At 45.5% G+C, this 25,739-nt stretch carries 25 protein-coding genes; 4 read left to right on the top strand and 21 right to left on the bottom strand.

The window, feature by feature from the left end:
• Positions 1–13: 13 nt before the first annotated feature.
• Positions 14–1,267, bottom strand: a complete 1,254-nt coding sequence (locus ACFSRY_RS05390; RefSeq protein ID WP_377503819.1) for a serine hydrolase domain-containing protein — start codon at positions 1,265–1,267, stop codon at positions 14–16.
• A gap of 484 nt (positions 1,268–1,751) precedes the next feature.
• Complete coding sequence (locus tag ACFSRY_RS05385; protein WP_377503817.1) at positions 1,752–2,195, bottom strand: DUF1572 family protein; 444 nt, start codon at positions 2,193–2,195, stop codon at positions 1,752–1,754.
• Between the two features lie 197 nt (positions 2,196–2,392).
• Between ACFSRY_RS05385 and ACFSRY_RS05380 the strand changes: the two genes are divergently transcribed.
• Positions 2,393–4,951 (top strand): family 20 glycosylhydrolase, encoded by a 2,559-nt coding sequence (locus ACFSRY_RS05380; RefSeq protein WP_377503815.1) that lies wholly within the window; start codon positions 2,393–2,395, stop codon positions 4,949–4,951.
• A 383-nt stretch (positions 4,952–5,334) separates the two neighbouring features.
• Here the strand turns inward: ACFSRY_RS05380 and ACFSRY_RS05375 are convergent, their stop codons facing one another.
• From ACFSRY_RS05375 to ACFSRY_RS05295, 17 genes are all read right to left on the bottom strand, one after another.
• On the bottom strand, positions 5,335–7,083 hold the full coding sequence (locus ACFSRY_RS05375; RefSeq protein ID WP_377503813.1) for an amino acid permease: 1,749 nt from the start codon (positions 7,081–7,083) through the stop codon (positions 5,335–5,337).
• A gap of 9 nt (positions 7,084–7,092) precedes the next feature.
• Positions 7,093–8,208: a lysylphosphatidylglycerol synthase transmembrane domain-containing protein gene (locus ACFSRY_RS05370; protein ID WP_377503811.1), complete on the bottom strand. Its 1,116-nt coding sequence runs from the start codon at positions 8,206–8,208 to the stop codon at positions 7,093–7,095.
• Positions 8,209–8,225: 17 nt separating this feature from the next.
• Positions 8,226–10,163: a KUP/HAK/KT family potassium transporter gene (locus ACFSRY_RS05365; RefSeq protein ID WP_377503809.1), complete on the bottom strand. Its 1,938-nt coding sequence runs from the start codon at positions 10,161–10,163 to the stop codon at positions 8,226–8,228.
• A gap of 70 nt (positions 10,164–10,233) precedes the next feature.
• Complete coding sequence (locus ACFSRY_RS05360; protein WP_377503807.1) at positions 10,234–10,887, bottom strand: DedA family protein; 654 nt, start codon at positions 10,885–10,887, stop codon at positions 10,234–10,236.
• A 108-nt stretch (positions 10,888–10,995) separates the two neighbouring features.
• Positions 10,996–11,349: a hypothetical protein gene (locus ACFSRY_RS05355; protein ID WP_377503805.1), complete on the bottom strand. Its 354-nt coding sequence runs from the start codon at positions 11,347–11,349 to the stop codon at positions 10,996–10,998.
• A gap of 153 nt (positions 11,350–11,502) precedes the next feature.
• The gene (locus ACFSRY_RS05350; RefSeq protein WP_377503803.1) at positions 11,503–12,456 is read right to left on the bottom strand and encodes a calcium/sodium antiporter; all 954 of its coding nucleotides are present in this window, start codon (positions 12,454–12,456) and stop codon (positions 11,503–11,505) included.
• Positions 12,457–12,779: 323 nt separating this feature from the next.
• A complete protein-coding gene (locus tag ACFSRY_RS05345; protein WP_377503801.1) occupies positions 12,780–13,280 on the bottom strand; it encodes a DUF2721 domain-containing protein in 501 nt (166 codons plus the stop codon).
• Between the two features lie 248 nt (positions 13,281–13,528).
• Positions 13,529–14,164 carry a TlpA disulfide reductase family protein gene (locus ACFSRY_RS05340; RefSeq protein WP_377503799.1) on the bottom strand — a complete coding sequence of 212 codons (636 nt, stop codon included), beginning with the start codon at positions 14,162–14,164 and terminating at the stop codon, positions 13,529–13,531.
• A gap of 60 nt (positions 14,165–14,224) precedes the next feature.
• Positions 14,225–15,109: a DoxX family membrane protein gene (locus ACFSRY_RS05335; protein ID WP_377503797.1), complete on the bottom strand. Its 885-nt coding sequence runs from the start codon at positions 15,107–15,109 to the stop codon at positions 14,225–14,227.
• A 141-nt stretch (positions 15,110–15,250) separates the two neighbouring features.
• On the bottom strand, positions 15,251–15,613 hold the full coding sequence (locus tag ACFSRY_RS05330) for a hypothetical protein (protein WP_377503795.1): 363 nt from the start codon (positions 15,611–15,613) through the stop codon (positions 15,251–15,253).
• Positions 15,614–15,711: 98 nt separating this feature from the next.
• Positions 15,712–16,977: an MFS transporter gene (locus ACFSRY_RS05325; RefSeq protein WP_377503793.1), complete on the bottom strand. Its 1,266-nt coding sequence runs from the start codon at positions 16,975–16,977 to the stop codon at positions 15,712–15,714.
• A 96-nt stretch (positions 16,978–17,073) separates the two neighbouring features.
• On the bottom strand, positions 17,074–17,487 hold the full coding sequence (locus tag ACFSRY_RS05320; RefSeq protein ID WP_377503791.1) for a YeeE/YedE family protein: 414 nt from the start codon (positions 17,485–17,487) through the stop codon (positions 17,074–17,076).
• Between the two features lie 100 nt (positions 17,488–17,587).
• Complete coding sequence (locus tag ACFSRY_RS05315; protein ID WP_377503789.1) at positions 17,588–18,145, bottom strand: YeeE/YedE family protein; 558 nt, start codon at positions 18,143–18,145, stop codon at positions 17,588–17,590.
• Positions 18,146–18,232: 87 nt separating this feature from the next.
• On the bottom strand, positions 18,233–18,559 hold the full coding sequence (locus tag ACFSRY_RS05310; protein WP_377503787.1) for a rhodanese-like domain-containing protein: 327 nt from the start codon (positions 18,557–18,559) through the stop codon (positions 18,233–18,235).
• 95 nt (positions 18,560–18,654) lie between these two features.
• Positions 18,655–19,506 carry a sulfite exporter TauE/SafE family protein gene (locus tag ACFSRY_RS05305; protein ID WP_377503785.1) on the bottom strand — a complete coding sequence of 284 codons (852 nt, stop codon included), beginning with the start codon at positions 19,504–19,506 and terminating at the stop codon, positions 18,655–18,657.
• Positions 19,507–19,670: 164 nt separating this feature from the next.
• Positions 19,671–20,318 (bottom strand): Crp/Fnr family transcriptional regulator, encoded by a 648-nt coding sequence (locus ACFSRY_RS05300; protein ID WP_377503783.1) that lies wholly within the window; start codon positions 20,316–20,318, stop codon positions 19,671–19,673.
• A gap of 245 nt (positions 20,319–20,563) precedes the next feature.
• A complete protein-coding gene (locus ACFSRY_RS05295; RefSeq protein WP_377503781.1) occupies positions 20,564–21,913 on the bottom strand; it encodes an MBL fold metallo-hydrolase in 1,350 nt (449 codons plus the stop codon).
• Between the two features lie 452 nt (positions 21,914–22,365).
• On the opposite strand from ACFSRY_RS05295, the gene ACFSRY_RS05290 reads away from it, so the two are divergent.
• The 3 genes from ACFSRY_RS05290 to ACFSRY_RS05280 all read left to right on the top strand — a co-directional run bounded on the left by ACFSRY_RS05290 (position 22,366) and on the right by ACFSRY_RS05280 (position 23,724).
• Positions 22,366–22,707 carry a hypothetical protein gene (locus ACFSRY_RS05290; RefSeq protein ID WP_377503779.1) on the top strand — a complete coding sequence of 114 codons (342 nt, stop codon included), beginning with the start codon at positions 22,366–22,368 and terminating at the stop codon, positions 22,705–22,707.
• Positions 22,708–22,858: 151 nt separating this feature from the next.
• On the top strand, positions 22,859–23,080 hold the full coding sequence (locus ACFSRY_RS05285) for a hypothetical protein (RefSeq protein WP_377503777.1): 222 nt from the start codon (positions 22,859–22,861) through the stop codon (positions 23,078–23,080).
• A gap of 233 nt (positions 23,081–23,313) precedes the next feature.
• Positions 23,314–23,724: a DUF4625 domain-containing protein gene (locus ACFSRY_RS05280; RefSeq protein ID WP_377503775.1), complete on the top strand. Its 411-nt coding sequence runs from the start codon at positions 23,314–23,316 to the stop codon at positions 23,722–23,724.
• Positions 23,725–23,949: 225 nt separating this feature from the next.
• On the opposite strand, the gene ACFSRY_RS05275 is transcribed toward ACFSRY_RS05280, so the two are convergent.
• Positions 23,950–24,675 carry a LytR/AlgR family response regulator transcription factor gene (locus ACFSRY_RS05275; RefSeq protein WP_377503773.1) on the bottom strand — a complete coding sequence of 242 codons (726 nt, stop codon included), beginning with the start codon at positions 24,673–24,675 and terminating at the stop codon, positions 23,950–23,952.
• On the bottom strand, positions 24,644–25,681 hold the full coding sequence (locus ACFSRY_RS05270) for a sensor histidine kinase (protein WP_377503771.1): 1,038 nt from the start codon (positions 25,679–25,681) through the stop codon (positions 24,644–24,646). Before ACFSRY_RS05270 ends, ACFSRY_RS05275 begins: the two co-directional genes overlap by 32 nt.
• Positions 25,682–25,739 lie beyond the last annotated feature (58 nt).

The following is a 25,739-nucleotide window of genomic DNA, read 5'->3' as shown; positions in this document are numbered from 1 at the left end:
TTTAGGAGAAAATTTATGGCTTAGCGTTTACAACAGGTACTGCGGTGGCATTTTCCTCAACTGGGGTAATACCTTGTTGAACTGGGTACAGAAAGCGCTGAATTTCTTTCAGATGCCTTAGGCTTCCATTAGATACATTGCTCAGTACAATCAGTGCACTGTGATCCTTTGGGTTGCGGAGGAGGTAGGTAGTGTAACCGTGCCAAAGACCTGCATGGTATACTACCGTATCACCATTATCCAATGGACGGATGCGCCAGCCAAAGCCATAATCTTCGTCTTTATTCTTTTTAAGACGGGAGCCGGTAAAGGCCTCTTCCAATGTTTCTCTTTTTACCAGTTTGTCAGTATACAATGCCTGGTCCCATTTGTATAAATCCTCTACAGTAGAATAAATGCCTTTGTCGCCCAGAACAGTATCCAAGTAATCAGGGTACCGCTTTCTTCTTCCGCCGGTGTGGCCGGTAGCAACCTTATCGGTCTGTGAAACCAAGCTATCACTAAATGTGAACGTATTTTTCATTTGCAGAGGGCCAAAGATATTCTTTTCCATAAAAGCGGAAAATGGCATACCGGATGCTTTCGCTACAATGGAGGCCAGTAAAAAATACCCCGTATTGCTATAGTCGTAGTGTGTGTTAGGCGGGTAATAAGGCCTTGGCTGATGTGCCTCCATCAAGTCAAGAACATCCTCGTTTGTGATAGGCACTCTACGGTCAGGCCAAAGTTCGTCACTGAAATAGGTATAATTCGATAAGCCGGACCGATGGGTGAGCAGTTGTCGTATGGTTATTCCTTTGTATGGGAAGTTAGGAATGAACTGCTGCACGCTGTCCTCATAACTTAGTTTGCCCTGCTCTTTCAGCATCATGATGGCCATTGCTGTAAACTGCTTAGACACCGATGCAAGCTGAAAAGCGGTATGTGTATTCAGAGAATCCCTGCGTTTGAAATTAGCAAATCCGAAGGCTCCTTTATAGATCACCTTGTCATATTTTGTAACCAGCACGGTGCCGTTAAAGCCTTTGCGTTTATGCAGGTGCGTAAAAATTGAGTCAAGCTGACTCTCCATTTTCTTAACCTTAGCGGGAGTGAAAGAAGCAGGCACTTTTACCGCCACCTGTGGTTTCTTTTCCTCTTTCTCCTTTTGCTGTTTGTTAGTTAAGGGAGTTTCCCTCTTTGACTCCTGACATGAAAAACAGGAAAGAAAGATAAGAGATGCAATTAGGCATCTGGAAAAATTAAATTGTACTTTAAGAAAGGTCATACCTATATCTACCATCACGAAAAAACCCGTTATAAATATATACTATCCTCCCCGTTTTTCAGGGAAAAATTTAAAACTTTTTTTAGTGGAGACGCCCAAGGAATAACGATATACTTTTCTGGTTTTAATTAACGGATTATACAGTTTGCTTTGTTACAAAGGAATATGCATTACAAAAGAAAAAATACCCTCTACATTAGCGTTGCCAAGTAAAGAGGGCCGGATGTCTTTGCGCCAAAAATTTAACTCTCGTTCTAGGCCCCTGTAAAATTTATCCAAGCTAGAGGATCCGTAGGGGGCTATAAACCTCACAAGGTTCATGCCGACTGTTTTTTCATCCAAATTCGGGTGGGAGAAGGGAGTTGCCGTTTTTAGGGTACACCTACGACACGTTTCAGCATGCGCATGAATCCATGAGTTTTTAGTACCATCTGCCTAAAAAGGGCATTATAGGTAGAGGTAATCCACCATCAAGCCACGATGACTATGATTCCAGCATTCTCCTCAGGTAATTTACCTGGCCCAGGTGATAAGATAAGTGGGCGCTCAAGTGGACCAGGAAGAAGCCAGTAGTCATCGGATAGCCAAGCACCTGCTCAGGGTAATCTTTTTCCAGATCATCATTATGCAGTGGTACAAGGCTTTCACGTACAACTTGCTTGGTTTTATTTATCTGCCTTAACAGCTCCTCCCGTTTTACATTCTTCAGGCTAAATTCTGCGTGTCTGTCCCTGATGTAGCCTGTGTTGCCGAGTGTTTTACCAACATAAGTGTTAAGGTTTCCAATGAGGTGCAGGCACAAGTTGCCAGCAGTGTTCGATATGCTGCCACTCGTTCTCCAGATACTTTCCTCTTCCCCAAACAACTCTATTTCAACATACAGTTTATCCTGGTTTCTGGTCAAAATTTTTATCAGGTCTTGGACCATAAGTAAAGGCAACTAATGGGTTTATAATTAACTAGAACTAAAATATGAATTCTTCTCAATGTTTAGCTCAACTCATAGTCTTTTTTAATAGTGGGCCAAAGGAAGTAAAGGTCTTTTTGAATGGCATAAATTCCTTACCAGGATTTACTTCTGCTAATTTTTTGATATATTTAATGGTATAACAAGGAGATTATTTAATGCGAAAGATATTAGCAGCAGTCATACTTGCTTTCTTTACCCTGGCTTTTACGACTACTCTTGCTCAAAACAAAAAGAAACAATTTGATCCGAAACAGCTTCAGCTTACATATGAAGTAACTGATGGGAAATTTCAGAATAAATCACAGACATTGGCTGTGCTTACCTTAACAAATAAAGGAAAGGAGCCATTGCCGGCCAGCGGTTGGACGTTGTATTTCCACTCTTTTCCTGCACTTAAGCCCAAGGATGAGAATGCTCCTGTAAGGGTAGAACATGTAAACGGAGACCTCCGCTACCTGACACCCACTTCAGAGTTTAAAGGCCTTTCTCCGGGTGCTTCCAAGCGTATAGAGTTTGTTTCCTCCGGGCAGATAGTAAATGACTCCAGAACCCCTCATGGCTTTTATTTAGTTTGGGACAATAACAAAACAGAAGGACTACCGACTGCGCCTATAGAAGTGTCTAAACCAGGGCAGGACTGGGTAGGCTGGGTAAAGCCGGAAGAAATTTATGAGCAGAATGCTGTAATTAAAGATATCCCCCTAGAAAAGCTGACAAAAGTTTTCCCAACACCTGTTAATTACCGTGAGACAAGGGAGTCGTTCAGGCTTACTTCTGAGACACCCATTGTCGCAGATCAAGCTTTTTCAAGGGAAGCTGCTTTGCTGGCGATGCACCTGGGTTCAATATTCGGTAAGAAACCAGTAGTAAGTGCAACTGGGCCAGGTAAAAGTGTTCGGTTGCAGCAAAAGAATGGTCTGGGTGCAGAAGCCTACGAACTGCATGTGACCAAAGAAGGCATAACCATTGCTGCTTCGACGCCTGCCGGTGCCTTTTACGGTACCCAGTCCCTTAAAACGCTCATACCACCTGCAGCACTTGCTTCAAAGCAACAGGCTTTATTGCTTCCCGGAGTCGTGGTTTCCGATGAGCCACGCTTTGGGCACAGAGCATTAATGTTGGATGTTGCGCGGAATTTCCAGTCAAAGGAGCAGGTGTGTAAGATACTGGATCTGATGGCACTCTATAAATTAAATGTGCTGCATTTTCACCTGAACGATGACGAAGGCTGGCGAATTGAAGTTCCGGGTCTGCCGGAGCTGACAGAAGTTGGCGGAAGACGTGGCCACACTACAGATGAGATTAATAGTTTGCAGCCTTCTCTGGGATCAGGTCCGGAGGCGGGTAAATCCAGTGGCAGCGGCCATTATTCCAAAGGGGAGTTTATTGAGATATTAAAATACGCTACTGACCGCCATATCCGGGTTATACCAGAGATCGAGACACCTGGTCATGCCCGGGCAGCCATCAAGTCCATGGATGCACGTTATGCCCGACTGATGAAGGAGGGTAAACCTGAGGAGGCTAAGCGTTTCCTGCTCCGTGACCTGAACGATAAGTCGGAGTACCGGTCTGTACAGAACTGGAATGATAATGTTATAGATGTTTCATTGCCATCTACTTATACTTTCCTGGAAAAAGTGGTAGATGAAATACTGGCTATGTACAAAGAAGCCGGTGCTCCGATACGTACCATTCATATGGGAGGCGACGAGGTGCCGGCAGGGGTGTGGGAAAAGTCTCCGTCTGTTAAGGCTTTGATCGCAGCCAATCCAGAGGTAAAGGGCAAAGAGGACCTTTGGTACTATTTCTACGGTAAGGTAAATGATATGCTGAACGCACGAAACTTATACCTGTCGGGCTGGGAGGAAATCGGGCTGAGAAAGGTGAAGCAGAACGGTAAAAATGTGTATGTGCCGAACCAGGATTTTAAGAATAAGAACTTTCATGTAGATGTATGGAATAACCTTTGGGGTGCAGAAGACCTCGCCTATAGAATGGCCAATGCCGGTTATAAAGTTGTCCTGACCAATGCCTCTAACCTTTACCTGGACCTTGCTTACCAAAAGGCTTATGAAGAGCCTGGTTTGTATTGGGCCGGATATCTGGACCTTGACAAGCCATTCTACTTTATACCTTTTAATTACATGAAGAACCAGAAAGTTGACACCATTAATAAACCGATCAATAAATCTGTGTTTGAAGGTAAGGAACAACTTACTGATTTTGGTAAGACCAATATTGTAGGTTTGCAGGCCCCCCTCTGGTCAGAGATGATAAAAGATCCTGAGCGGATGGAGTACATGCTCCTGCCTAAGCTACTAGGTTTAGCTGAGCGAGCCTGGGCACCTGACCCTGCATGGGCAACAGATGAAAATTCTGCTAAAGGCGAAGCTGCCTATAACCAGGCGTGGTCTGAGTTTGTAAACATCTTAGGTAAACGCGAGCTCCCACGGTTAAGCTACTATGCTGGAGGATATAACTATCGCATACCTACAGCAGGTGCTGTTATTGAAAATGGCAAAGTGAAAGCAAATTTACAGCTGCCTGGTTTTACCATCAGGTACACCACAGATGGCTCTGAACCAACTCTTAATAGTAAAACATATACTGCTCCTGTTCCTACGACAGGGGAGGTAAAGCTAAAGGTGTTTAATCCGGAAGGTAGATCAGGAAGAGTAGTAACTGTTAAGGATAATACGAAACAGAAATAGTTTAGCATTCTGGAGTGATGAATAAATTCCAGGAAGACCTGCTGGTTTTATAATGCAGGGCTCACTAGAAAATATATTTATATAATAGTGTAACATAGGGCCAGCAGCGTCGTAAATATATACATGAGTAAAGTTCAGTTTATCTGAATTTTATTTATAGGAAAGGGACACTTTATGTGTCCCTTTCTGTTTTATAAAAACATTAATTTCAAATTGAAGCTGAATATTGAAGAGTAGGCTTGCAATTTACTTCTGTAGTGTTTCATTTTTTAGTTTTACAGGAGCCAAAGCTTTAAAAAAAGCTCTAGTCTCCTTCATCCCCTGCTTACTACATAGTTGAATTCCTAAAATCAAGCCTCTTCGGATTTTCTGTGAAGGACCTTCTAAGCCTTAACAGTTTTTTCAGCATTATGTAATTTACTGTTACGATACCCATAGGCAAAGTAGATCAGGAGGCCCAATGCCAGCCACGTCAGAAAGCGGCTCCAATTGGTGATTCCCAGTTCCGTCATCAGGTACAGGTTTGTGAGTAGGCCCAAGACCGGTATCAAAGATAGGCTTCGCTGATAAGAAAGTGTGGTAAGTACAGCAGTAACCGCAATAAAACCAAATAACGGTAGTTTATGCTGAAAACTTTCCCATCCTCCACTCAAACTAAAAAAAGCAGCTACTTCAGCTTCATTATAGTACAGCAACAAAAGAATAGCAACCAGCACCAGTAGTGGCAAAGTGTATTTCCCATTGATGTATGGTACCCGAAAACCTTTGTGAGTCACTGCTGTTTCCTTTTGTTTCTCTTCCATTACCAGGATACCACCACAGACCAGAACAAAGGCAAATAGGGTCCCGATGCTTGTCAGGTCCGTCACTTCTGTCAGATTCATAAAAAGGGCAGGCACCGCTACAACAAAACCTGTTACAATAGTGGCAAAGTAGGGGGTCTTATGCTTAGGATGAATGCGCGAAAAGGCACCCGGAAGCAAACCGTCCCGGCTCATCGACATCCATATACGGGGCTGTCCGTACTGGAACACCAGCAGCACACTGGCCATGGCTATAATCGCACTAACGGCAACTATGCCGGCAATAACATCCAGGTTCACTCTCGAAAAAACATAGGCAAGAGGATCGCCTACAGCCAGTTCTTTAAAAGGAACCATACCTGTAAGAACCAAAGCTAACACGACGTACAGTACAGTGCAGATGATCAGTGCGAAGATCATGGCGCGTGGCAGATCGCGTTGTGGGTTCTCACACTCTTCTGCGGTGGTAGAGATGGCATCAAAACCAATGTAGGCGAAGAACACTGCTGAAACCCCTTTCATAATACCCGCCAGACCGTTGGGAGCGAATGGGGTCCAGTTAGCAGGACTCACATAAAAAGCCCCTACAGTAATTACAAGAAGTATGACAAGCAGCTTGAGCAAAACCAGGAAGTTAGCAGTACGCTTAGACTCCTTAATGCCTATGTACACCAGGTAAGTGATCAGAACTGTAATACTGAGCGCTGGCAGGTCAGCCACCAGTTTAAACCCACCCAACGAAGGTGCATTCAACCAGGCAAGGTAAGCTTCCTGTGTGCGAACAGGTAAGGCAGACAAAGCCTGCCCCTTTGCCAGCAGTTCCAAGGCTGTATTATAGCCGCGGGAGGCGCTAAGGTAGTCCATGGTCAGGAACTCAGGAATACCTAATCCCACACCCTGCATAACGGCAGTAAAATAGTCGGACCAGGAAATAGCTACTGCAATGTTTCCAATGGCATACTCCATGAGAAGGTCCCAACCAATGATCCAGGCAACAAGCTCACCAAAAGAAGCATAGGCATATGTATAAGCGCTTCCTGACACCGGAATGGTAGAGGCAAACTGGGCATAGCAAAGAGCAGAAAAGCCGCAGGCAATGGCAGTGAAAACGAACAGTAGTGACACTCCAGGGCCTCCCGCCGCACTGGCATTCCCTATGGTACTGAAGATGCCAGCTCCAATGATGGCGGCTATGCCAAATGAAACTAGGTCCTTCAGGCGAAGGGTCCGGATAAGGTCTGTGCCGTGGATGTTACCATCCCGTTCATAATCAGCCATTAGTGCTGTGGCACTTTTACGGCGGGTAAGATTTTGGAATAAGTTACGCATATATGGCTGCTATACAGCTATTGAATGAGGTGTTGGTTGTGATTTAACTGAATTAATAGCATCGTATTTCTCTTCCTCCTGTGCTTCTGTGGTAGTGAAAACCTTAGTGGCCCATCGCGGAAAAATAAAAGCACCCGCCAAAAGGTACAGGTAGTAAGTTAAAAGGCGGTACAGTAGCACAACGATGGTGGTAAAGCTACCCACAAACGCTCCGAAGAAAGCAGGAAATGAGATTTCAGCGAATCCGGCCCCACCTGGGGTTACTGACACAAACAGAACGATTTTATAGATCAGGTTCCGGGCAAAAATTATCAGGTGGTCGTACGTTGACAACTCCGTGAAGGCAGCAATCAGGCATCCGATGATAATGTACCGGGCCGTCCAGACAAAGAAGGTTGACAGGCTTGCGTGCAGCCAGTACGATACTTTTTTTGTGCGCATGTGTTTGGAGGCAATCAGCAGATCATTGGCATGCCGGAACAGGGGCTCTTTCCAGCGGCGTAATGGTTTTAATTGTCCTGCCCGGATCAAGAGGTTCTTTACTGCTTTGGGGTTGATGAAAAGGGCATAAAACATGGAAAAGGCATAGACCGCGATCATCAGGTAAGAGATGAAAAAGGCAATTCCAATGCTTTGCCGCAGCGTCTCGTTCAGTCCTATCATTTCAGGAAAAAGCTGCCCTTTGGTAAATAGTAAAACGAGTGGCACTGCCAGTACAAAATACAGGTTGTCCAATAGGGCCGTCAGCATTACCTGCGCAATAGACCGGCCCAGCGGAATTTTCTCCTTATTCAGGATGTAGGCTGCTATAGTGGAACCACCCACTACAGAGGGAAGGGCACAGGAGGCAAATTCCCAGAGCATGATCACGTTAAAACTTTGCTTCCAGGTAAGCACCTTGTCTGTGATGTGGCGAATGCGGTACATGTAGCCAAAGTCACGGATAAAAAGTACAAGCAAGGCCATTCCGATCCAGAAAGGGTTTGCCTGTACAAGTGTTTGCAGCTGTTCTGGCTCATAATTCTTGTACAGCATATAGGAAATCACGCCCAACCCAAGCAGTATGGGCAGCAAAATGTTGCGCAGCGAGAACTGTTTCTGGAGTTTCTGTTTTGTAAGGGCCATAGCTTCTGCCAATTTATTTAAGCCAAAACTCGTTGCATGTGTGGTAGTTTTGCAGGTGAAATCACCAGTGGCACCTTCTCAACTTTCACGGAGCTAGTGTCTAGTCCAAACCACTTGCTTTCTGAGCTGGTAAACTTCTTTACATTGAAGTACCACTCCATGATTACCCGTTGCTTGAGTGGAAGATCGTTCTCATAGGACAGAAACTTCTCCAGAACTACGAACCTAAAATCGCCAATGAGGTGCTGCTTATTCAGAGACGGGTAACGGCTGGTTATATCAACCTCACCGCTGGAAACCATTTCTTCCACCACCTTGCGGAAGAAAAGGTTTATCCTTTGTTCCACCCGAAAGCCTAACCTGAAATCTATTCGTATGACATCTCCTTCCACGATTTTCTTTACCTTGTATTCGGCTGTGAAAGGCTCATCAGTTGTCTCCACATGAATGAACCAATAAATGTCAGCACGCTTCGGCCGTTTCTGGAAAATGGAATAGATAACTTTAGACTCAACTTCTTTAGGATTGGCGGCACTTGTCATGAATACAAGGTGCGTAGTATATTTTGGTATGGTCTCATCCGCACTTAATTCTTTCAGGGCAGGCAGGTAATCCTTTAGGCGCACGTATTCTGTAAAGCTTCGCTTGATATGGTAGGCATTTAACCAGATGTACATGACAGAGAGGAGTACTGCTCCAATGAAAAGAGATACCCATCCTCCGTGCTCAAACTTGTTTAGGTTAGCCACCAAAAACGACAGTTCAATAGCCAGATAAACAGCAAGAAAAACCGATGCTAAAATTTTTGACTTTAACTTTGTGAACAAATAGTACATCATCAAGACAGTGGTAGAAAGCATGGCCACTGTAATAGCAAGTCCATAGGCCGCCTCCATATGTTCCGATTCCCGGAAGTAAAGTACTACACCCACACAGCCCATCCACAGGAGCCAGTTAACACTTGGCACGTAAAGCTGCCCCTTTAGGTTTGTAGGGTATACTAACCTGACTTTCGGCCACAGGTTTAACCGGATAGCTTCACTGATAAGTGTAAAGGAGCCGGAAATAAGTGCCTGGCTGGCAATAATGGCGGCAATAGTAGCAACTGTGATACCTATAAGCAGGAACCAGCCCGGCATGATGCCATAGAAAGGGTTTTCCTCCAGCGTTTTACCTTCTAAAGTCATCAGCCACGCCCCCTGGCCCAGGTAGTTGAGAAGCAAGGAAACTTTAACAAAGCTCCAGCTCAGGCGTATGTTAGGTCGGCCGCAGTGGCCTAAATCAGAATACAACGCCTCAGCCCCGGTGGTACATAAAAATACAGCTCCCAATAACCAGAATCCATTCGGGTAGTTTACCAGCAGGTTGTAAGCGTAGTAGGGGTTCAGCGCCTGGATAATTTGCGGGTGATGCAGTATCGAGACAGCTCCTAAGGAGCCCAGCATAGTGAACCATAACAGCATAATTGGCCCAAATGCTTTACCTACTATTTCTGTGCCGTAGCTCTGCATCAGAAACAAGCAGGTAAGAATAACCAGGACGATAGGTACTGTCGGAATTTCTGGATAAAGTATTCGTAAACCCTCTACAGCGGAGGAGACAGAAATTGGTGGCGTTATAATGCCGTCTGCCAACAATGCTGCCCCTCCGACCATAGCAGGTACAATCAACCATTTTGCTTTTCTCCTGATAAGCGTAAATAAAGAAAAAATACCACCTTCACCATTGTTATCAGCCTGAAGTGTCAGCAGCACATACTTTATAGTAGTTTGGAGCGTGAGGGTCCAGAAAACACAGGAGATACCTCCATATACCAGCGCCTCAGAGATAGGTGCATTCCCTATGATGGCTTTCATCACATACAAGGGGGATGTGCCAATATCTCCGTAGATAATGCCCAATGAAACCAGAACCCCTGCGGTGGAAATGGCAGTGGTTTTTGAATAAAGACTCATTATAAGGTATTAAAAATTAAGAGTGCCACTGAAGCAGCAGCAGTAACAGAAATCATGTATTGTACCAAAGCTATACCTTCCTGCGAACGCTGATGTGTTGTTTTACCAGACTTACCACAGGAGGAAGCATGGAGATGATGATTATCCCTAGTACCAGTAGCGAGAAGTTTTTCTTGATGGCAGGCAGGTTTCCGAAAAGGTAGCCAATCATTAAAAAGAAGATTATCCATAAAAGCGCACCGGCTATATTGAAGTAAAGAAAACGTTTGTAATTCATGCGGGCCATACCTGCCACAAAAGGGGCAAAGGTGCGCACAATAGGTATAAAGCGGGCATAGATAATAGTTCTGCCGCCATAACGCGCGTAGAACACCTCTGCTTGCTGCAGGTGCCTTTGGCGTAAAAACCAATAGTTTTTGTCATACACTTTGCTACCCATTTTGATTCCCGTCAGGTAATTGAAGGAGTCTCCGAGTATAGCCGCAACGCAAAGAAGTGCTAAGAGCAGCATTATGTCTAGCCCGGAAGATGGAATGGCAGCCAGTGCGCCCAAAGCAAAAAGGAGGGAATCACCTGGAAGGAAAGGTGTTACCACCAGGCCTGTTTCACAAAAAATAATAACAAACAGGATGAAATAGATCCAGGTGTGGTACTCACGCAGCAGCACAATAAGGTGCAGGTCTATGTGCAAAATAAAATCGAGGAGGTACTTTAACAGCTCCATATTACGAATCCTTAAAGAAATAAATAATGAGATAAGCTTTCCGGTGCCCTTGGGACCAGTAAACTTCAGCCTCTCAGAAAAGAGAGGAGCGGGTATAAGGAAGTAATTTTAGGGGCCTTTGGTAAGGATTGTGTGCAGACCACAGTCGCCTTTGGAGGCTGGGAAAGAATGAGGAGCAGGTGCAATGTTCGCATTCTCCGGATAAAGCCGGACTAGAATAGCGGACAGGATTGGCGTAAGCAAAGACTTATTTAGCAGAAGAACCGCCTCGGGTTCTCCTGATGAAACCTCTCCGGCAAATAAAACCAGCGGACTTTCAGCAGCAAGATGTATGCTTTCCTGATGCGTTGCATCCGTAGCAGCTTTAGTGGTAACAGGGATGGCAAAAGCAAAAAGGCTGCACAGCAAAACTGCCAGCAGTATATTAAGCTTTTTAAATACCTGTATACCTGTTACATTCATCGCAGCAAAGGAATGAGTATGTTTTGATTAAAGCAATAGCAGAGGGTACTTATTTTGTGTATAAACATTGTTTAGCTGCTTTATTTACCATAAAAGCTTTTACATTTCTTTCTAGGATGCATAAACCAGGTTAGCTGACCTTAACTTTTTTTTCTATTGTGTTACCAGCATCACTGTATAGCTTATGTACAAGGTTAGTAACACTCCACCTTCCCAACGTGCTACTTGTCTTCCCTTACCAGTAAATACAAAGATGAACAGAAGCAGACTGGCGGCAATGTTTACGAATATGTCAGAAATGGAATTTGGATTTATACTCAGAGGAGTAACTACAGTGGAGATTCCCAGAATAAAGAAAACATTGAAGATGTTTGAACCGACAACATTTCCGATGGCAATGTCTACATTCCGCTTCCTTACGGCCACAACAGAGGTGGCCAGTTCAGGTAGGGAGGTGCCGATGGAGACGATGGTCAGGCCAATAATGCGTTCCGACATCCCTATTGATTGAGCTATACCAACTGCGCTGTCAACTATGAGCCTGCCGCCAACAACAAGGCCGGCCAGACCAAGCACCAAAAAGATTCCAGCCTTCAGGTAGGTATACTGATGAGTGGGAGTTTCCTCCTCATTTTTGCCTCCTACTGCTAAGGTAATGTTATAGACAAGGAAGATAAAGAAAAAGAGGAGCAGAATGAATCCATCAGTTCTCGAAATCATATTGGAGACAGAGCCGTCTAAATAGACATCACTGGCGGTTACAAGAACAGCGACAGCCGCCAATAGGCTAAGCGGTATCTCTAGCCAGGTAGTATTTGTTTTTACAGATAAGGGATAAATAAGTGAAGCAATTCCCAGTATACCCAAAACGTTAAAAATGTTGCTGCCAAGCACATTCCCCAGTACCATTTCTGTACTGTTGTTTAAGGAGGCGTAAAGGTTTACTACCAGTTCAGGGGCAGATGTGCCAAAAGCTACAATGGTAAGGCCTATAACTATGTTGGGAACTCCGAACCTGGAGGCAAGGCTTGACGCAGCATCTACTAGTTTTGATGCGCCAAAGATCAACGCGACAAAACCGAGCACTAGAAGAAGAAAATCTAACATAGGTGAATAACGCTGTAAAGGTCTAGAAAGTGATTCAATATTAATCCTCTTAAATTGTCCGGCAAAGATCTAATAAATTATGGAGACAAAGTATCCTTTTAATTTATTCATTAGTATCTGTGCACTTCACTATTAGAGTAAGATATTAATTATGGAACAGAGGGGGTCCTTAATTCAGTATTTTAAAAGTTAGATATAGAATCGGTATTTGAATCCATAATTGCCTTTTATTATGTGATTTAATACAGTGCTGTTAACCATGTACATTAGGTAATTGAATGAACATGTAAGTTAAGCCCCAAGTAAGACAGTATATTATGCCTTTACGAGTTGCTTTTCTTTTCCAGTTCCGGCAGTTCCTCTTTATAATTCTCAACCAGGTAGTTCATCTCGATGTCAATTGCCCCCAGCGCAATTCGGGTTTCTGAGATAAGCAGGATCGTAGCGTAAAAAAGGAAACCAGCACCAACTAAACCAAGCGTTACGGGCACCCAGGCCACCAGGACACCAAAAACCTCAAGCAGACCTATGGAGACACTCGTAGCCACAAAAATAGATAAAGCCACATAAAGCATGCTCATTACCTGCTGGAGTTTTCTTGATCTGTTGGCAGCTCTCTCCAAAAGTCTGTAAAGAAGCTTTTTCTTCACGGATGTTTCCTTTTGCTCCTTATGAAGAACTAAATCCTCGAATTGTTCAGAAAGTTTTCGGGCTCGTTCCACGCTGCGGGCGAGACGCTGAGAGGTTGTCAGAATTAGTTGTCCGGCTGCCAGAATGAGCACTACTGGAGTGATCATGGCTGAAAGGTCGCTAAGAGTAGCCATACTGCTGCAAATAAATTATAATAATGACGGTTAGATATATTCAATACACCTTTACCTTATGCTATGTTCAGGAGCAGAGTTGCCAGTGCCCAAGAATAGATATCCCAAGTACTATCCTGAAACCAGATTTGAATTTTTTTTGGTGTTTTAGATTTCAGGATGATCTTGATTTTATGGAGGGGAGGCAACATGATTAATCCTCGTTAAAGCTGGCCCTCTGCATGAAGACCAGCTTTAACGAGTTGTAATTATTTCCCTGCCATACCTTGCAGAAATTCCTGTACCTCCGGCGTATTATAATCAGCCATTCCTTCTTGTTTGGCCACGATCTTACCCTCCGGCGATATAATGAAAGTAGTAGGAATAGCATTGGAGTAGAACTCCTGCGGTAATTGGCCGGCCGGCATGTACACCGGGAAAGTATAGCCTTTCTTATCTATGAACCTCTTTACCTTCTCCATGCCGGCTTCGTCTACAGAAAGCATTACAAAAGCAATTTTATCTGAGCCTACTTTGTCGTACAGCTTCTGGATATTAGGCATCTCGGCGATACATGGCGGGCACCAGGTGGCCCAGATGTTCATAAAAACCACTTTACCCTTCAGGCTCTCAAAGCCTACTTGTTTACCATCGAGGTCTACCATTTGGAAGCCTGCCCCGGCCATTTCTGAATTGGCCACCGCTGCTGCATCTGCTACTGCATTTGCGTCCGGGTTTTGCAGGGTTTCGGGCACATCGGCGTTTTTGATTCCGGTTGCCAATAAAAGGCGCTGCACTTGCCCAATGGCTTCTGTGTGCAAACCTGTCAAATATAAAACACCGAAAATAGCCAGCATAACTGCCCAGCCTGGTATGTTCTTTATCGAAAATTTATTCTTGTTCATGATGTTGGTCTTTCTTTAAAACGTAGCTAAGATAGCTTAAACTTTTATTACACCCTGTGACTAAAGTTCCACAGTAGTAAAACCTTGCTGCTTCAGGTCGAACATATAGGTTAAACCATTTGGAGTTACCTCAACACCCTCTACCAATGCAGCAGGATCGATTTTAAATTTTTTAAGTGACATGCCGCATAGCATGTATATTACGCCGGCTGCTCTTCCTTTTTCTATTTCAGCGGCCATGGCTCCATCTTTCTTAAAAGCCTCTACAGACTTTCCGCAGGCCATTACTACAAAGGTTCCGCGGCTATACTTACTGTCTTTTGTGATCGTCTCTGCCGTATTTACAGCGGCTTTCAGGTGGTTAGGCTGGCTGATGAGCACGGCATACTTTTTAGAAGCCGTAGTTGGGGCTGTACTTTGTTGCGGCGCATTTTGAGCAGTTGTGGTTGTGCAGGAGCCAAGCAGCACCAAAACACCGGTAGCAAGCACAGCTACATACTTTCCACTACGGATGGCGCTCATGCTTGCTTTCTTTTTAAGGGCCAGCACCTGGTCCAGACCATAGTATAGGGCACCGTTCACGATAAAAAAGATCAGCATACCTATCAGGGCGATATTTTTGAAAAGTGGCCCGTTACCCGCTGCGCCTACTTGTACGGTAACTGTGATCGGGATAAGTATGGCAAGCAGTACGGTAGCCGCAAGTTTGGTTTTGAAACCTATCAGCAGCATTAAGCCGCCCAGCAGCAATCCTATACCAGAAAGTATGATCAGGGTTTCGGCGGGGGCGGCCCAGGTGGCTAACTGTGCGAACGGAGCTTTTTCAAGCCTGGCTGCAGCACAGGCAGTTTGAAACAGGTGGTTTATACCTGCCATGATAAATATAAGACTAGCCATGGCGCGCAGCACCAGGAACGATATTTTTTGCTTCGGAGTGATTTCCATAAGATTCGGTTTTCTTAGAATAACATTTTTAATAGGGTGTAGCTATACTTTTGCCAAACACCAGTTGGGTGGCAAGTATAACGCAGGCAACAAACCAGGAACAGATAAAGCCCTTCTGCTGCTTTAACAATAAAGGTTATTTTAAGAAAACCGGGGTGGTTCGGGGTCGTGCTCTAAATCAGGAGAAAGGTGTTTCCGAATGTGCGGAAGTATAAGGGCACGTTTAGTTGGTTGATAAATGATTGGCTTGGCCTGCAATGAATTGATGATAGCGTAGATCTGCTGACTGCAGTCGGTGACGAGGTTTGCTGCGTTATTGTGGTTTTCTGAGTGCGTCTGGTGCTTCAGGCACTTTCTGGCACAGGGCTTTTTAGCAAATCGCTTGCTGCTGCTGCACGTTTTTTTGAGCTCAGCCTGCTGTGCAAAACTGCGCAGGCTGCTGTTCTTCGGCAGCGCGAAGAGCAGTAACAGTGTGCTCAGAAATAACAACAGGTAACTTCTCATATAAAGCTTATTGCAGCACGTAAGCATGTGCAGTACTTGTTTCAAAAGGGCTTTCAGTATGAATTGTTACGGCCTTCAGGTTTCATAAAAGTATAAAATCAGGATGCCTTAAGCAATTCGGTGTCACACTCCTTGCTATGCCAGAGCAGCTTTTTAGTACAGCACATCCTGTATTCAGATAACACCCCTGCACTTACTGTAAGTATGGCTGTGCCAAGTATAACAGCCTGCAACCCAAACAGGTCGCCGAACACACCGGCAGCCACCGCTCCGGCTACATACCCGAAATCGCGCCAGAACCGGAAGATGCCCAGGCTTTGCGGCCTTTGGCTAGGGTGCGTGTTCTCGGCTACTACCGCCAGAAAGTTGGGGTAGACCAGCGCAGTACCTGCACCAAGTATAATAAGTGCAGCTACCAGAATAGTGTAGGAGCCCGCAAATAATAGCATTGCAATCGCAACACCCTGTACCATCATGCCCATACTTAGCAGTTGCTTTTTGCAGAGCACATCGCCCAGTTTGCCTGTAACCAACTGTCCCAAGCCCCACACTACAGGGTAAATCCCCGCCAGTAAACCTATCTCAGTTAAAGAGTAGCCTTTTGCATTGAGCAGTACCGGCAGCAGGCCCCACAGTATACCATCGTTCAGGTTATTTACAAAGCCGTTCAAAGTAACAGAACCAAGATTAGCATGGCGCCAGGTGGTATCTTTCCAGGTGTTGCGCAGCAGCGGGAGTGTAGTTTTAGCAGTTTCCGTTTGCACGTGTGCATGTGTATCACGCACCAGGAAATGGGTAAGCAGTAAACCAATGGTAGAGAAAGCAATACCCGGAACAAAAGCCATGGTTACATCTCCGGTAGCAGAGGCAATATATCCCGCCAGGAAGGCAACCAGTCCCACAGCCAGGTAACCGGCAAATTCATTTATGCCCATGGCAAGGCCGCGGTTCTTTTCGCCTACCAGGTCAATCTTCATCACAACCGTAGCCGACCATGCCAGCCCCTGGTTTATACCCAACAGTAAGTTAGCGATGATCACCCACCACCAGCTATCGGCGTACAGTAAAAGCCAGGGGACAGGCAGCGCGAACAGCCACCCTATCAGCAGCAGTTGCCGGCGGGTGTACTTCGTGGCCAGCCGGCCCATCGCCAGGTTTGCGGCAGACTTCGCCAAACCAAACGCAACTATAAAAGAAAGGAGCGCCGTGTGCCCGTTAATGCCAAAAACGGATTCGGCAAACTCCGGGATCACGGAGCGTTCCAATCCCACCATCGAACCAACAAAGCCGTTTACCAGCACCAGCAGCCAGAACTGCCCTGCATTCTCCCTCAATCCAAGCTTTGTTTCTGATAGTTGCGTCATGCGTTTAGTATACTTTGCCTGTTTAACATGCCTGAGAGCCACCGCTAAAACAGCAAATGGCTTTCAAAACATAGTCAACTTCTAGCCAAGTTATATTTAATGGGGCAGCTTGTCGCGGAGCACGCCATACATATAGGTACCAGCTAAGGCGCCTGCGATGGCCACAAAAATGGCCCAGTAACTGAAGCCAATGTTCACAAACATCGGTCCCGGACATGCGCCTGTCAGCGCCCATCCCAATCCGAAGATGGTGCCGCCTATTATATAGCGCGGAACAGACATTTCTTTGGGTGTGAACACGATCGGGTTGCCCTGAAAATCGCGCAGCTTGTACTTCTTGATCAGGAACACGGCGATCGCACCCAGCACTACGGCCGTGCCGATGATGCCATACATATGGAAGGCCTGGAAGCGAAACATCTCCTGGATACGGAACCAGGAAATGGCCTCCGACTTGCTCATCACGATACCGAACAGAATGCCGGCCAATATAAATTTTATTCCTTTCACGGTGCTTTCAAATTATGGATTAGAGATTATACATTATGAATGATGCACGAGCTGTGTCTTCAGTCCTCTGGCGCTCATAATTCATACTTTAATGCTCTTGTTAAAAAATCAGCGGCAGCAGGATAAACGTGCTGATCAGGCCTCCGATAAAGAATCCGATTACTGCGATAAGCGAAGGCAGCTGCAGGTTCGAGAGTCCGCTGATGGCGTGGCCTGAGGTACAGCCTCCGGCGTAGCGGGAGCCGAAACCGATGGCAAAGCCTCCCAGCAGCATCACCAGGAACCCCTTGATTGAAAAGATTGCCTCCAGGCTGAATAGTTCTTCCGGTTGCAGGTCGTCGGGAGCAGAGAAACCCAACTCCCGCAGGTCCTGTATTGTTGCCTGCGAAATCTGCAGGGGAGTGTCTCCGGCCAGAAACTCCGCCGAGATAAAGCCGCCCAGTACAGCGCCTACCAGGAACAGCAGGTTCCAGGTTTGGGAGCGCCAGTCAAAGTCAAAGAACTTGACGTTCTTGCCAGCCCCGCAGGCCGTGCAGATCGTGCGCAGGTTAGATGAAAAGCCAAACGACTTTCCAAAGAAGAGCAGCAGCACCATCACAAAGGCGATCAGGGCGCCCGACGTGTACCACGGCCACGGTTGCCTCAATAATTCTAACATCTCTTAGTAGTTTAGTTAATGGTAGCGAGCAGGGGAGGAGCCAAGTCGCGGGCTCCCCTGTTTGCCTGCTCATGTTTTGTAATTAAATTATCGTGGCCAGGCACCAACGCCTCCTGCCAGGTTATGCGCTTTGAAACCCTCTTTGCTCATCATGTCGCAGGCCGAGCCGCTGCGGTTGCCACTGCGGCAGAACACGAAGTACTCTTTGCCCTTATCCATTGTTTTCAGTGCCTGCTGGAACTGAGCAGATGTCACGTCCAGGTTCTTGGCGCCTTTGACGGAGCCTGAGGCAAACTCGCCGGCTGTCCTTACGTCCAGCAGCTCCGCCTTGGGAGAATTCTGGTATTTGGTTCTGAACGTGGTGCCGTCCAGGTTCTCGTAGTTTTTGGGTTTTGATCCGAATATGTTAAACATAGCTTTTCTTCTTAAATTCTTGTTGTGTATTTAATCACAATACAAAGGTCGGTATAATAGAAGCCTTTGTCTGTGACTTTGGTCACGCTGACTCCCTAGGCGAAAAATATTTCTTTTATGATGATATAGATACCCATCACGAGCACGAACCAGCCAAATGAAGTCTTCAGTTTATCGGCATGTATCCTGGTAGAAAGGAACGTGCCGATGAAGATACCAGCAATAGAGATCAAGGAAAATATGCCCAGGAACATCCAGTCTATTTCGTAGTTGTAGATGTCGCCTATGAAGCCGAAAAGTGATTTTACCGCTATGATCAGGAGCGAAGTACCCACGGCCATTTTCATGTCGAGCTTACTGAACAGCACCAGCGCCGGGATGATCAGAAAGCCACCACCAGCACCTACCAGACCCGTAAGTGTACCTACTACCAGGCCTTCGGCTAAGATGCCGCCATAGTTGAACTTTGGTTTTGGATGTGTTTCAGCAGGGTCTGTATGTTGCACATCAGGGTCTTTGTCAATATTCTCATCAACCGGTTCCTCAGGGGTTTTCTTCTTTCTGATCATACTGATAGAGGCAAATACCATTAGTCCGGCGAACAGCAGCATCAGCATTACGCCTTTGGTTACAACCAGGTCACCCACAGTAAAGAGGTTTTCCGGAATGGCAGGCACCAGGTAACGGCGTGTTAAGAACACTGCCACTATAGAAGGTAAACCAAAGACAACAGCAGTTTTCAGGCTCACCAACCCTTTCTGGTAAAACTTGTAAGAACCTACCAAACTGGTAAGACCTACAATAAACAGGGAATAGGCAGTTGAAATGACCGGACTAAGCCCGATAAGGTAAACCAATACAGGTACAGTAAGTATGGAGCCGCCACCACCAATCAATCCAAGCGAAAGGCCAATCAGCATAGCAGCGATATATCCGAGTACTTCCATCAAGTTTTATGTTTTTAGTTTTATTGAAACAAAGGTACAGTATGCTGTAAGGGAGTACAGTGACTCTTGTCACAGAGGAAGGTTAAAGGAGCAGGTGCCGGAAGTTTAGCAATACAGAAAAAATTAGAGAGGCAAAATTCTACGTCACTTACACTCAGTAACTCTTAAACTATCTCCAGGTCGTGTACCTCTATGTAGTTGCGGTGCAGGGTAATGGCGCCGGTTTGCTCTAATTTTTTCAAGAGCCTGGAGATCACTTCGCGGGAACTGTTCAGTTCGTCGGCAATTTGCTGGTGCGATAACCTTACTTCCTTTCCGCTTACTTTTACATGGCGTTTCAGGTAGAAAAGCAGTCTCTCGTCTAGCCCTTTAAAAGCAATGCTGTCCAGGGTTTGCAGTAGCTCCTCGAAACGCTGGCGGTAAGAAGCAATTACGAAGTTGTGCCAGCTTTTATATTTGCCCAGCCACATTTCAGACAAATGGGAAGGTATCAGCAGCACCTCTGCGTCTGTCACAGCTTTGGCCATAATCTGGCTCTTCTCGTTGCGGGCCGTACACATCATAGACAGGGCGCAGGCGTTGCCGGGTTCCAGGTAATACATCAGGAACTCGTTGCCTTCGTCATCCTCACGGTATACTTTAAGCAGACCGCTCAGCAGCAGAATCGTCGACTTAATGTATTGGCCGGTGCGCATTACTTCTTCGCCTGCCTCTATTGCCTTTAAGGTACTCTGCTTCAGCAACTCGTCCATCAAGGGCTGCTCCAGTTGCGGGAACTGCTTTAGTATAGCCTCTTTGTCTGATATTTCCATGTGTAACGTTTAGGTGCATAATGCCATATTTTGTGGATGGCGCTGTAAAATAAGTTTAATTGTGAGAAAAAACACCTCACTTTCCTGAGCCATCTTTTACCTAGCCTTCATATATAGCCATAATCTTGTGCCTATTAGTTTAGATCCTATACTATACGAACTCACTTTCGGGAGGTGCAGGAATGAAGAATACAAGCAAATAGCCGGTGCATTGCAACAATGCACCGGCTACACTTTATAGGTTTTTATTTCGGGCCGTTCTTGAAATCGTTAACAGCTTCGCTCAGGTCAAGTACCCTGGTATCGGGTAGGGCTGCCTCCACAATGCTGCTGCCAGCTGCAGAACGGTAGCCACCCGCGCAATGCACTACCACCGGCTTACCGGATGGTATCTCTTTTGCCCTTTCGCGCAGTTCCGGCAACGGAATATTAATGGCTTTTTCAAAGAATTTGCCACCTTTTACCTCAGATGTATTCCGGATATCCACAATAGTGTAATCATCCTGATGCTGTTTAAACTCCTCGATATCTATCTGAGGTGTTTTTTCATCTGCTATAGCATCCATTACAAATGCACCTTTCATAAGCAGTTCATAACCGATCTTCGATGACTTGTCTATTAGGTCCTTCAGTTCATCTTCACTCTCGGCAATTAAGTAATAACTCTCACTTGGGCCAACTATGCTTCCGAGCCAGGTCTCAAACTTGTTACCATTCTGGATGTTGATGGCGCCTTTGTAGTGCCCTTTCTTAAATGTTTTTTCGCTGCGGGCATCCACCACAACGGCACCGTCTTCTGGTTTATAGTTCTTCTTCAGCCTGGCAACGCCATCTATACTTGGCTGGTAAGCCGGAGCACCCTTTTTGTTAAGTCCTACATCGTAGCCAAAATACTTAGGTATAAACGGCTGGTCTTCTGTCAGGATCTTCACAAACTCATCCTCGCTCATTTGCTGCAGGGCGTAATTGCTCATCTTTTCAGCGCCGATCGTACTGCTGTTTGCTTCGCTCAGGCCTTTTCCGCAAAGGGTACCGGCACCATGCGCTGGATAAACAGTTACATCATCGTCTAACTTCATCAGCTTTTCGCGGGTGCTGTGGTACATCTGGCGGGCCAGTTCCTCACGCTTGGCAGTAATGTTACCTGCACTCTCACGCAGATCCGGCCGGCCCACATCACCGATAAAGAGCGTGTCGCCGGTAAAAACTGCCTTGTCTTTGCCTTCGTGCTCCAGCACAATGCTAATACCATCCGGCGAGTGACCCGGAGTATGGATAGACTTCAGTTTTACCTCACCGATCTGCAGTTCAGCCCCTTCGTCAAAAGCCTTGTGCGGGTAATCGGCACCTACCATGCTGTGGGCATATATTGTTGCGCCTGTTTTCTCGTGTATCTCCAGGTGAGAGCTTACAAAGTCGGCGTGCGGGTGCGTTTCGATTACCCCTACAATTCTGGCATTGTTGTTCTCTGCGTAATCATAGTATGGCTGCGGATTTCGTGACGGGTCTACCAGCACCACTTCCCCGGTTTGCTCGCTTAATATAGCGTATGAATAGTGGGCTAATCCTTTATCTTCAAACTGCTTTATTTTCATCTTTTCAATTTTAAGTAATTTAAATACTGATTTTACTTGGTAAAATACTTTCAAGTTCTGGTAATCTGTTAAGCGTTTACCTAAGTGATTCTCATTATTATTTTATACAAAGGTAAAATATAAATAAGCTCTCTTCAGTGATGTTTGTCACATAGATGAAAACCTGCATAATACCATTTAGCATAAGGTTCAGTATCTTCATGGCAGACAATATTGCTTCAGCAGTCATATATTCCGCTGCTCCCTGAGTGTGTCAGCTTAAAAAGCTTTCAGATACAGTTAAGCTTTAACAACTTCTACATATTGTAGAATATATACGCAGTTCGTGTATCACGTTCACACCTCTTTGGAATATTCATTATTTGTAGTTTGCTTAATATCAGGTAATTATATTTTGCATAGCTTTTGGCATGGTTATACCAATAGGTAGAGCGTAACCAAAATAACCTACTATGAAAAAAGTAACAATTCTGGCGGCCGCTGTCGCCTTGTTAGGAGTTTCAGCAGTGGAGGCCCATGCACAGGCAGCCACACAGCAAGAGCAAGCTACGCAAAAGGTCCAGGCTGATAAGAAAGAGAAAGTAACCCATGACCAGCTTCCGGAGCCTGTGAAGGTTGCGCTTAAGAGCGACACCTATAAAGACTGGGCTGTTGTAGAGATCTTCAAATTACCTCCTGTTGAAGGAGCTGCCGATGGTGTAGTTGTATACGAAGTTACTATGGCGAATGCCCAGGGGCAGAAAGGCTCTATTCTCCTGGACGAGAAAGGAGCAGATGCTTCTAAGAAAGAATAAACCTGACTTTTAGCCAAAGTTAAAAAAAGCCTCCGTCTTCGGAGGCTTCTTTGCTTATGCCGTGGCTACCTTGCAGACTGGGCGAAGTGGCAGCGTCCGGTGAACGTAGAAGAGGTTATTGCCGGTGGCACAAAGCTGTACGAGGTTCTGCGTGATACCGGAATTGAGAAGGCAATGGCCGACAAGAGCTCTTGGCGTGCTCACACCTGTGGCCAAAGATTGGTTGGCGACAAATTTTTATGAGTTGCTTTCTCAGGCGCGGCTAAAGAGGCTTGGCCGGGTTCTGCCTGAAACCGTTTTTCACAGAATAGCACTTGAGGCGGTGAGAAACTTTACCAGCGAGGGGCAGGCCCTGCAGTGGCTGGACGTGTAGGAACTTTAGTTGAGGTAACGGCAGTGGCAATTTTAGAGCAGGTTCTAAAGTCAAGGTTTATCTTAACAGTCGATGTTACTACTCCACCAGCTTTTATTGTCCTGTCAGTGGGAAATGAAGTTATAACTTTAAACTCTGGCTTTCGTTTAACTACCTGTGAGGGGACATGATCTTTTAAGTGATTGTTCCCTTTATAATTTTATTAATTTTTTATTTTACTTATTTCTTAAGCTATGAAAAAATTAAATTGGTTTTTTTTGGTGTTGTTCTCTTTTGTGGCTTTTGCCTGCGATGATGACGATGATGTAGAGTTGGATACTACTAATCCTTCGATTACAATTACCTCTCCTGCGGCTGGCTCCACTTTTGGACCCGGTACTGTTATCCCTCTTAGAGCCACTGTAACTGATAATATAGGGCTTGATGAAATAAGAGTAAATGTTACGGATCCAAGCGGTACGACACGTCAGGTTGATGATCAGAGCATAAATGACTTCCTGAACGATAACAGGGAAAAAGACCTTGATGTTGACATTATACTTGACGCGAATGCACCTGCTGGTGCTTACTCCATTGCTGTTGTGGCAATTGATGAGCAGGGTAACCAGGCAACGCAGTCTGTTAACGTTTCTGTTATGCAGTAAGCGCCTCTGAGGAGAGAGATTCAATCTGATAGGAGAGTCTTTTCACCTCTACCTGATGGTTATAAGCGTTTGACATACCTGCAGTAAAGCCGCTTCGCTTTCGTGGAGCGGCTTTCTTATTTTGGTAGAACGAAGAATTAAGTTGTAGAACCCTGCTGCTTGTATTTGGTGGCTTCAGACAAACCCTTAGAAAAGAGAATACTTGACGAACCTCAAGTAGATTGGCTAAATCCCTTTAAGTTTTCTATAAAAACCCCCACTAAAGCTATCACTGATGGGTATAACATTATCACCTATCCATATTCTGTTTTTCTCGATATGATCTATTTTTTCGATGGCTACTAGGTATGATCTGTGAACACGGGCAAAATTAAAATAGGGTAATACCTCTTCTAACTTCGCAAAGCTCATGAGGGTCATGATCTTTTCCTTGGCAGTGTGGATTCTCAGGTAATCTTTCATGCCCTCAACGAAAAGAATATCCCGGGTTGCAATTTTCTGAATACGATGGCCTACCTTCAGAAAGATATACTCCTGCTCACCCTTAGGTTCTGCTTTAACTGCCCCCTTTTCCGGTAGCTGCCGGTTACCTTGTTCCTGGTACAGGCGCAGTACACCTTTGTAAAACCGTTCGAAGGAAAAAGGCTTCACCAGGTAATCCTTTACTTCCAGTTCAAAAGCTTTCAAGGCATATTGATCGTAGGCCGTTGTCAGGATGATCATCGGCTTTGGATTCAGCATGGGGATAAAACTGAGCCCATCCAGGTCAGGCATGTTAATGTCCAGGAAAAGCAGATCGGGCTTATCCTGGTCCAGTTGCGCTGCTGCCTCCAGGGGGCTCATAAAGGTGCCTTTCAGCTCCAGGAAAGGAATTTTGGCTATATACTCTTCCAGTATTTCCTGGGCCAGGTGCTCGTCGTCAATTATATAGCAGGTGAGCTTTTCTTTCATGAGCCTGTATATGAAGTCCGTAAATTTTTAGGGTAACTATAAATGTTTCGCCAGTGCTGCTTATCTCCAGTTCGTGCTGGTCCTGGTACAGCAACGCAAGCCTTTTACGGACATTCGTAAGTCCAATGCCACCGGGCTCTTCTAGCGCATTACCAGGGTTGTTGCTGATCGGATTCTGTACACGGAAGGTAAGGGTATTCTCTTTTATTTCCACGCTAACTTTTATACTACCGGGTTCCAGTCGGGCAGGGCTGTGTTTGTAGGCATTCTCCAGGAGGTGTATAAACAGCAGCGGGGCAATATGGCAGGATTCTGTATCTCCTTCTATTTCAAGATCTACCACCGGGGCTTTCTTGTATCGGAGCTGCTGCAAACTTACATAGTCCTGCAGGTAGCTCATTTCCCTGGAAAGCGGCACCGTGGGTGCATTCGACTCATAGATCATATAACGCATCAGCGAAGATAAACCAAGTACAGCTTCGGGTGCTGCCGGAGCCTGTTTATATACCAGCGTATGGATGTTGTTTAAAGTATTGAACAGAAAGTGCGGATTTATCTGTGATTTCAAATAATGTAACTCAGCTTCCACAGCCTGTTTCTCCAGCTGCTCTTTTTTGATGGTATTTAGCACCAGGTTCTCCGTAATTCTGGCCAACCAACCGAGAAATGTAAAGAGAGGCACAATAGTGATCAAGGTCACACCATAGAACCCAATGAAAGTTTGCCAGGTTTCCAACGCTCGATAGTGGAAAATCATGAAGGGGAAAGCGCCGATCGATATGATTAGGGCCAACCTGAGATAATAAGCTCTTCTATTCTTCTTTCCCGAATAGTTTGTCAGCAAATAAAAATTACCGTAAAAAACAAGCAAGCATGTTAATATGAAACCAGTGGTTAGGGTTTGCCAGTGGGCACCATCCTGGCTTAGCTGTAAGGCTGACAGCAGGATAAACAGCGTCCACAGCACAACGTGGACCAGCACAAACACCTTTTTAACTCTCTCCATAAAACAAAGATATTTTTTCCGGCCATTTTCTTTCTACCAACTCGGCAGGAGCCTGATA

Source organism: Pontibacter locisalis, from assembly GCF_042684605.1.
GTDB lineage: Bacteria > Bacteroidota > Bacteroidia > Cytophagales > Hymenobacteraceae > Pontibacter > Pontibacter locisalis.
This window is presented reverse-complemented; position numbering and strand designations above follow the sequence as displayed.

Bases quoted from the DNA above. Each gene is read 5' to 3' on its own strand.
- ACFSRY_RS05300 (WP_377503783.1), bottom strand. From the start codon at position 20,318: ATGGAAATATCAGACAAAGAGGCTATACTAAAGCAGTTCCCGCAACTG.
- ACFSRY_RS05370 (WP_377503811.1), bottom strand. From the start codon at position 8,208: ATGGCCCTTACAAAACAGAAACTCCAGAAACAGTTCTCGCTGCGCAAC.
- ACFSRY_RS05385 (WP_377503817.1), bottom strand. From the start codon at position 2,195: ATGGTCCAAGACCTGATAAAAATTTTGACCAGAAACCAGGATAAACTG.
- ACFSRY_RS05315 (WP_377503789.1), bottom strand. From the start codon at position 18,145: ATGTTAGAATTATTGAGGCAACCGTGGCCGTGGTACACGTCGGGCGCC.
- ACFSRY_RS05305 (WP_377503785.1), bottom strand. From the start codon at position 19,506: ATGGAAGTACTCGGATATATCGCTGCTATGCTGATTGGCCTTTCGCTT.
- ACFSRY_RS05330 (WP_377503795.1), bottom strand. From the start codon at position 15,613: ATGAGAAGTTACCTGTTGTTATTTCTGAGCACACTGTTACTGCTCTTC.
- ACFSRY_RS05380 (WP_377503815.1), top strand. From the start codon at position 2,393: ATGCGAAAGATATTAGCAGCAGTCATACTTGCTTTCTTTACCCTGGCT.
- ACFSRY_RS05390 (WP_377503819.1), bottom strand. From the start codon at position 1,267: ATGACCTTTCTTAAAGTACAATTTAATTTTTCCAGATGCCTAATTGCA.
- ACFSRY_RS05275 (WP_377503773.1), bottom strand. From the start codon at position 24,675: ATGAAAGAAAAGCTCACCTGCTATATAATTGACGACGAGCACCTGGCC.
- ACFSRY_RS05280 (WP_377503775.1), top strand. From the start codon at position 23,314: ATGAAAAAATTAAATTGGTTTTTTTTGGTGTTGTTCTCTTTTGTGGCT.
- ACFSRY_RS05360 (WP_377503807.1), bottom strand. From the start codon at position 10,887: ATGGAGCTGTTAAAGTACCTCCTCGATTTTATTTTGCACATAGACCTG.
- ACFSRY_RS05375 (WP_377503813.1), bottom strand. From the start codon at position 7,083: ATGCGTAACTTATTCCAAAATCTTACCCGCCGTAAAAGTGCCACAGCA.
- ACFSRY_RS05340 (WP_377503799.1), bottom strand. From the start codon at position 14,164: ATGAACAAGAATAAATTTTCGATAAAGAACATACCAGGCTGGGCAGTT.
- ACFSRY_RS05290 (WP_377503779.1), top strand. From the start codon at position 22,366: ATGAAAAAAGTAACAATTCTGGCGGCCGCTGTCGCCTTGTTAGGAGTT.
- ACFSRY_RS05310 (WP_377503787.1), bottom strand. From the start codon at position 18,559: ATGTTTAACATATTCGGATCAAAACCCAAAAACTACGAGAACCTGGAC.
- ACFSRY_RS05270 (WP_377503771.1), bottom strand. From the start codon at position 25,681: ATGGAGAGAGTTAAAAAGGTGTTTGTGCTGGTCCACGTTGTGCTGTGG.
- ACFSRY_RS05335 (WP_377503797.1), bottom strand. From the start codon at position 15,109: ATGGAAATCACTCCGAAGCAAAAAATATCGTTCCTGGTGCTGCGCGCC.
- ACFSRY_RS05350 (WP_377503803.1), bottom strand. From the start codon at position 12,456: ATGTTAGATTTTCTTCTTCTAGTGCTCGGTTTTGTCGCGTTGATCTTT.
- ACFSRY_RS05345 (WP_377503801.1), bottom strand. From the start codon at position 13,280: ATGGCTACTCTTAGCGACCTTTCAGCCATGATCACTCCAGTAGTGCTC.
- ACFSRY_RS05355 (WP_377503805.1), bottom strand. From the start codon at position 11,349: ATGAATGTAACAGGTATACAGGTATTTAAAAAGCTTAATATACTGCTG.
- ACFSRY_RS05365 (WP_377503809.1), bottom strand. From the start codon at position 10,163: ATGAGTCTTTATTCAAAAACCACTGCCATTTCCACCGCAGGGGTTCTG.
- ACFSRY_RS05295 (WP_377503781.1), bottom strand. From the start codon at position 21,913: ATGAAAATAAAGCAGTTTGAAGATAAAGGATTAGCCCACTATTCATAC.
- ACFSRY_RS05325 (WP_377503793.1), bottom strand. From the start codon at position 16,977: ATGACGCAACTATCAGAAACAAAGCTTGGATTGAGGGAGAATGCAGGG.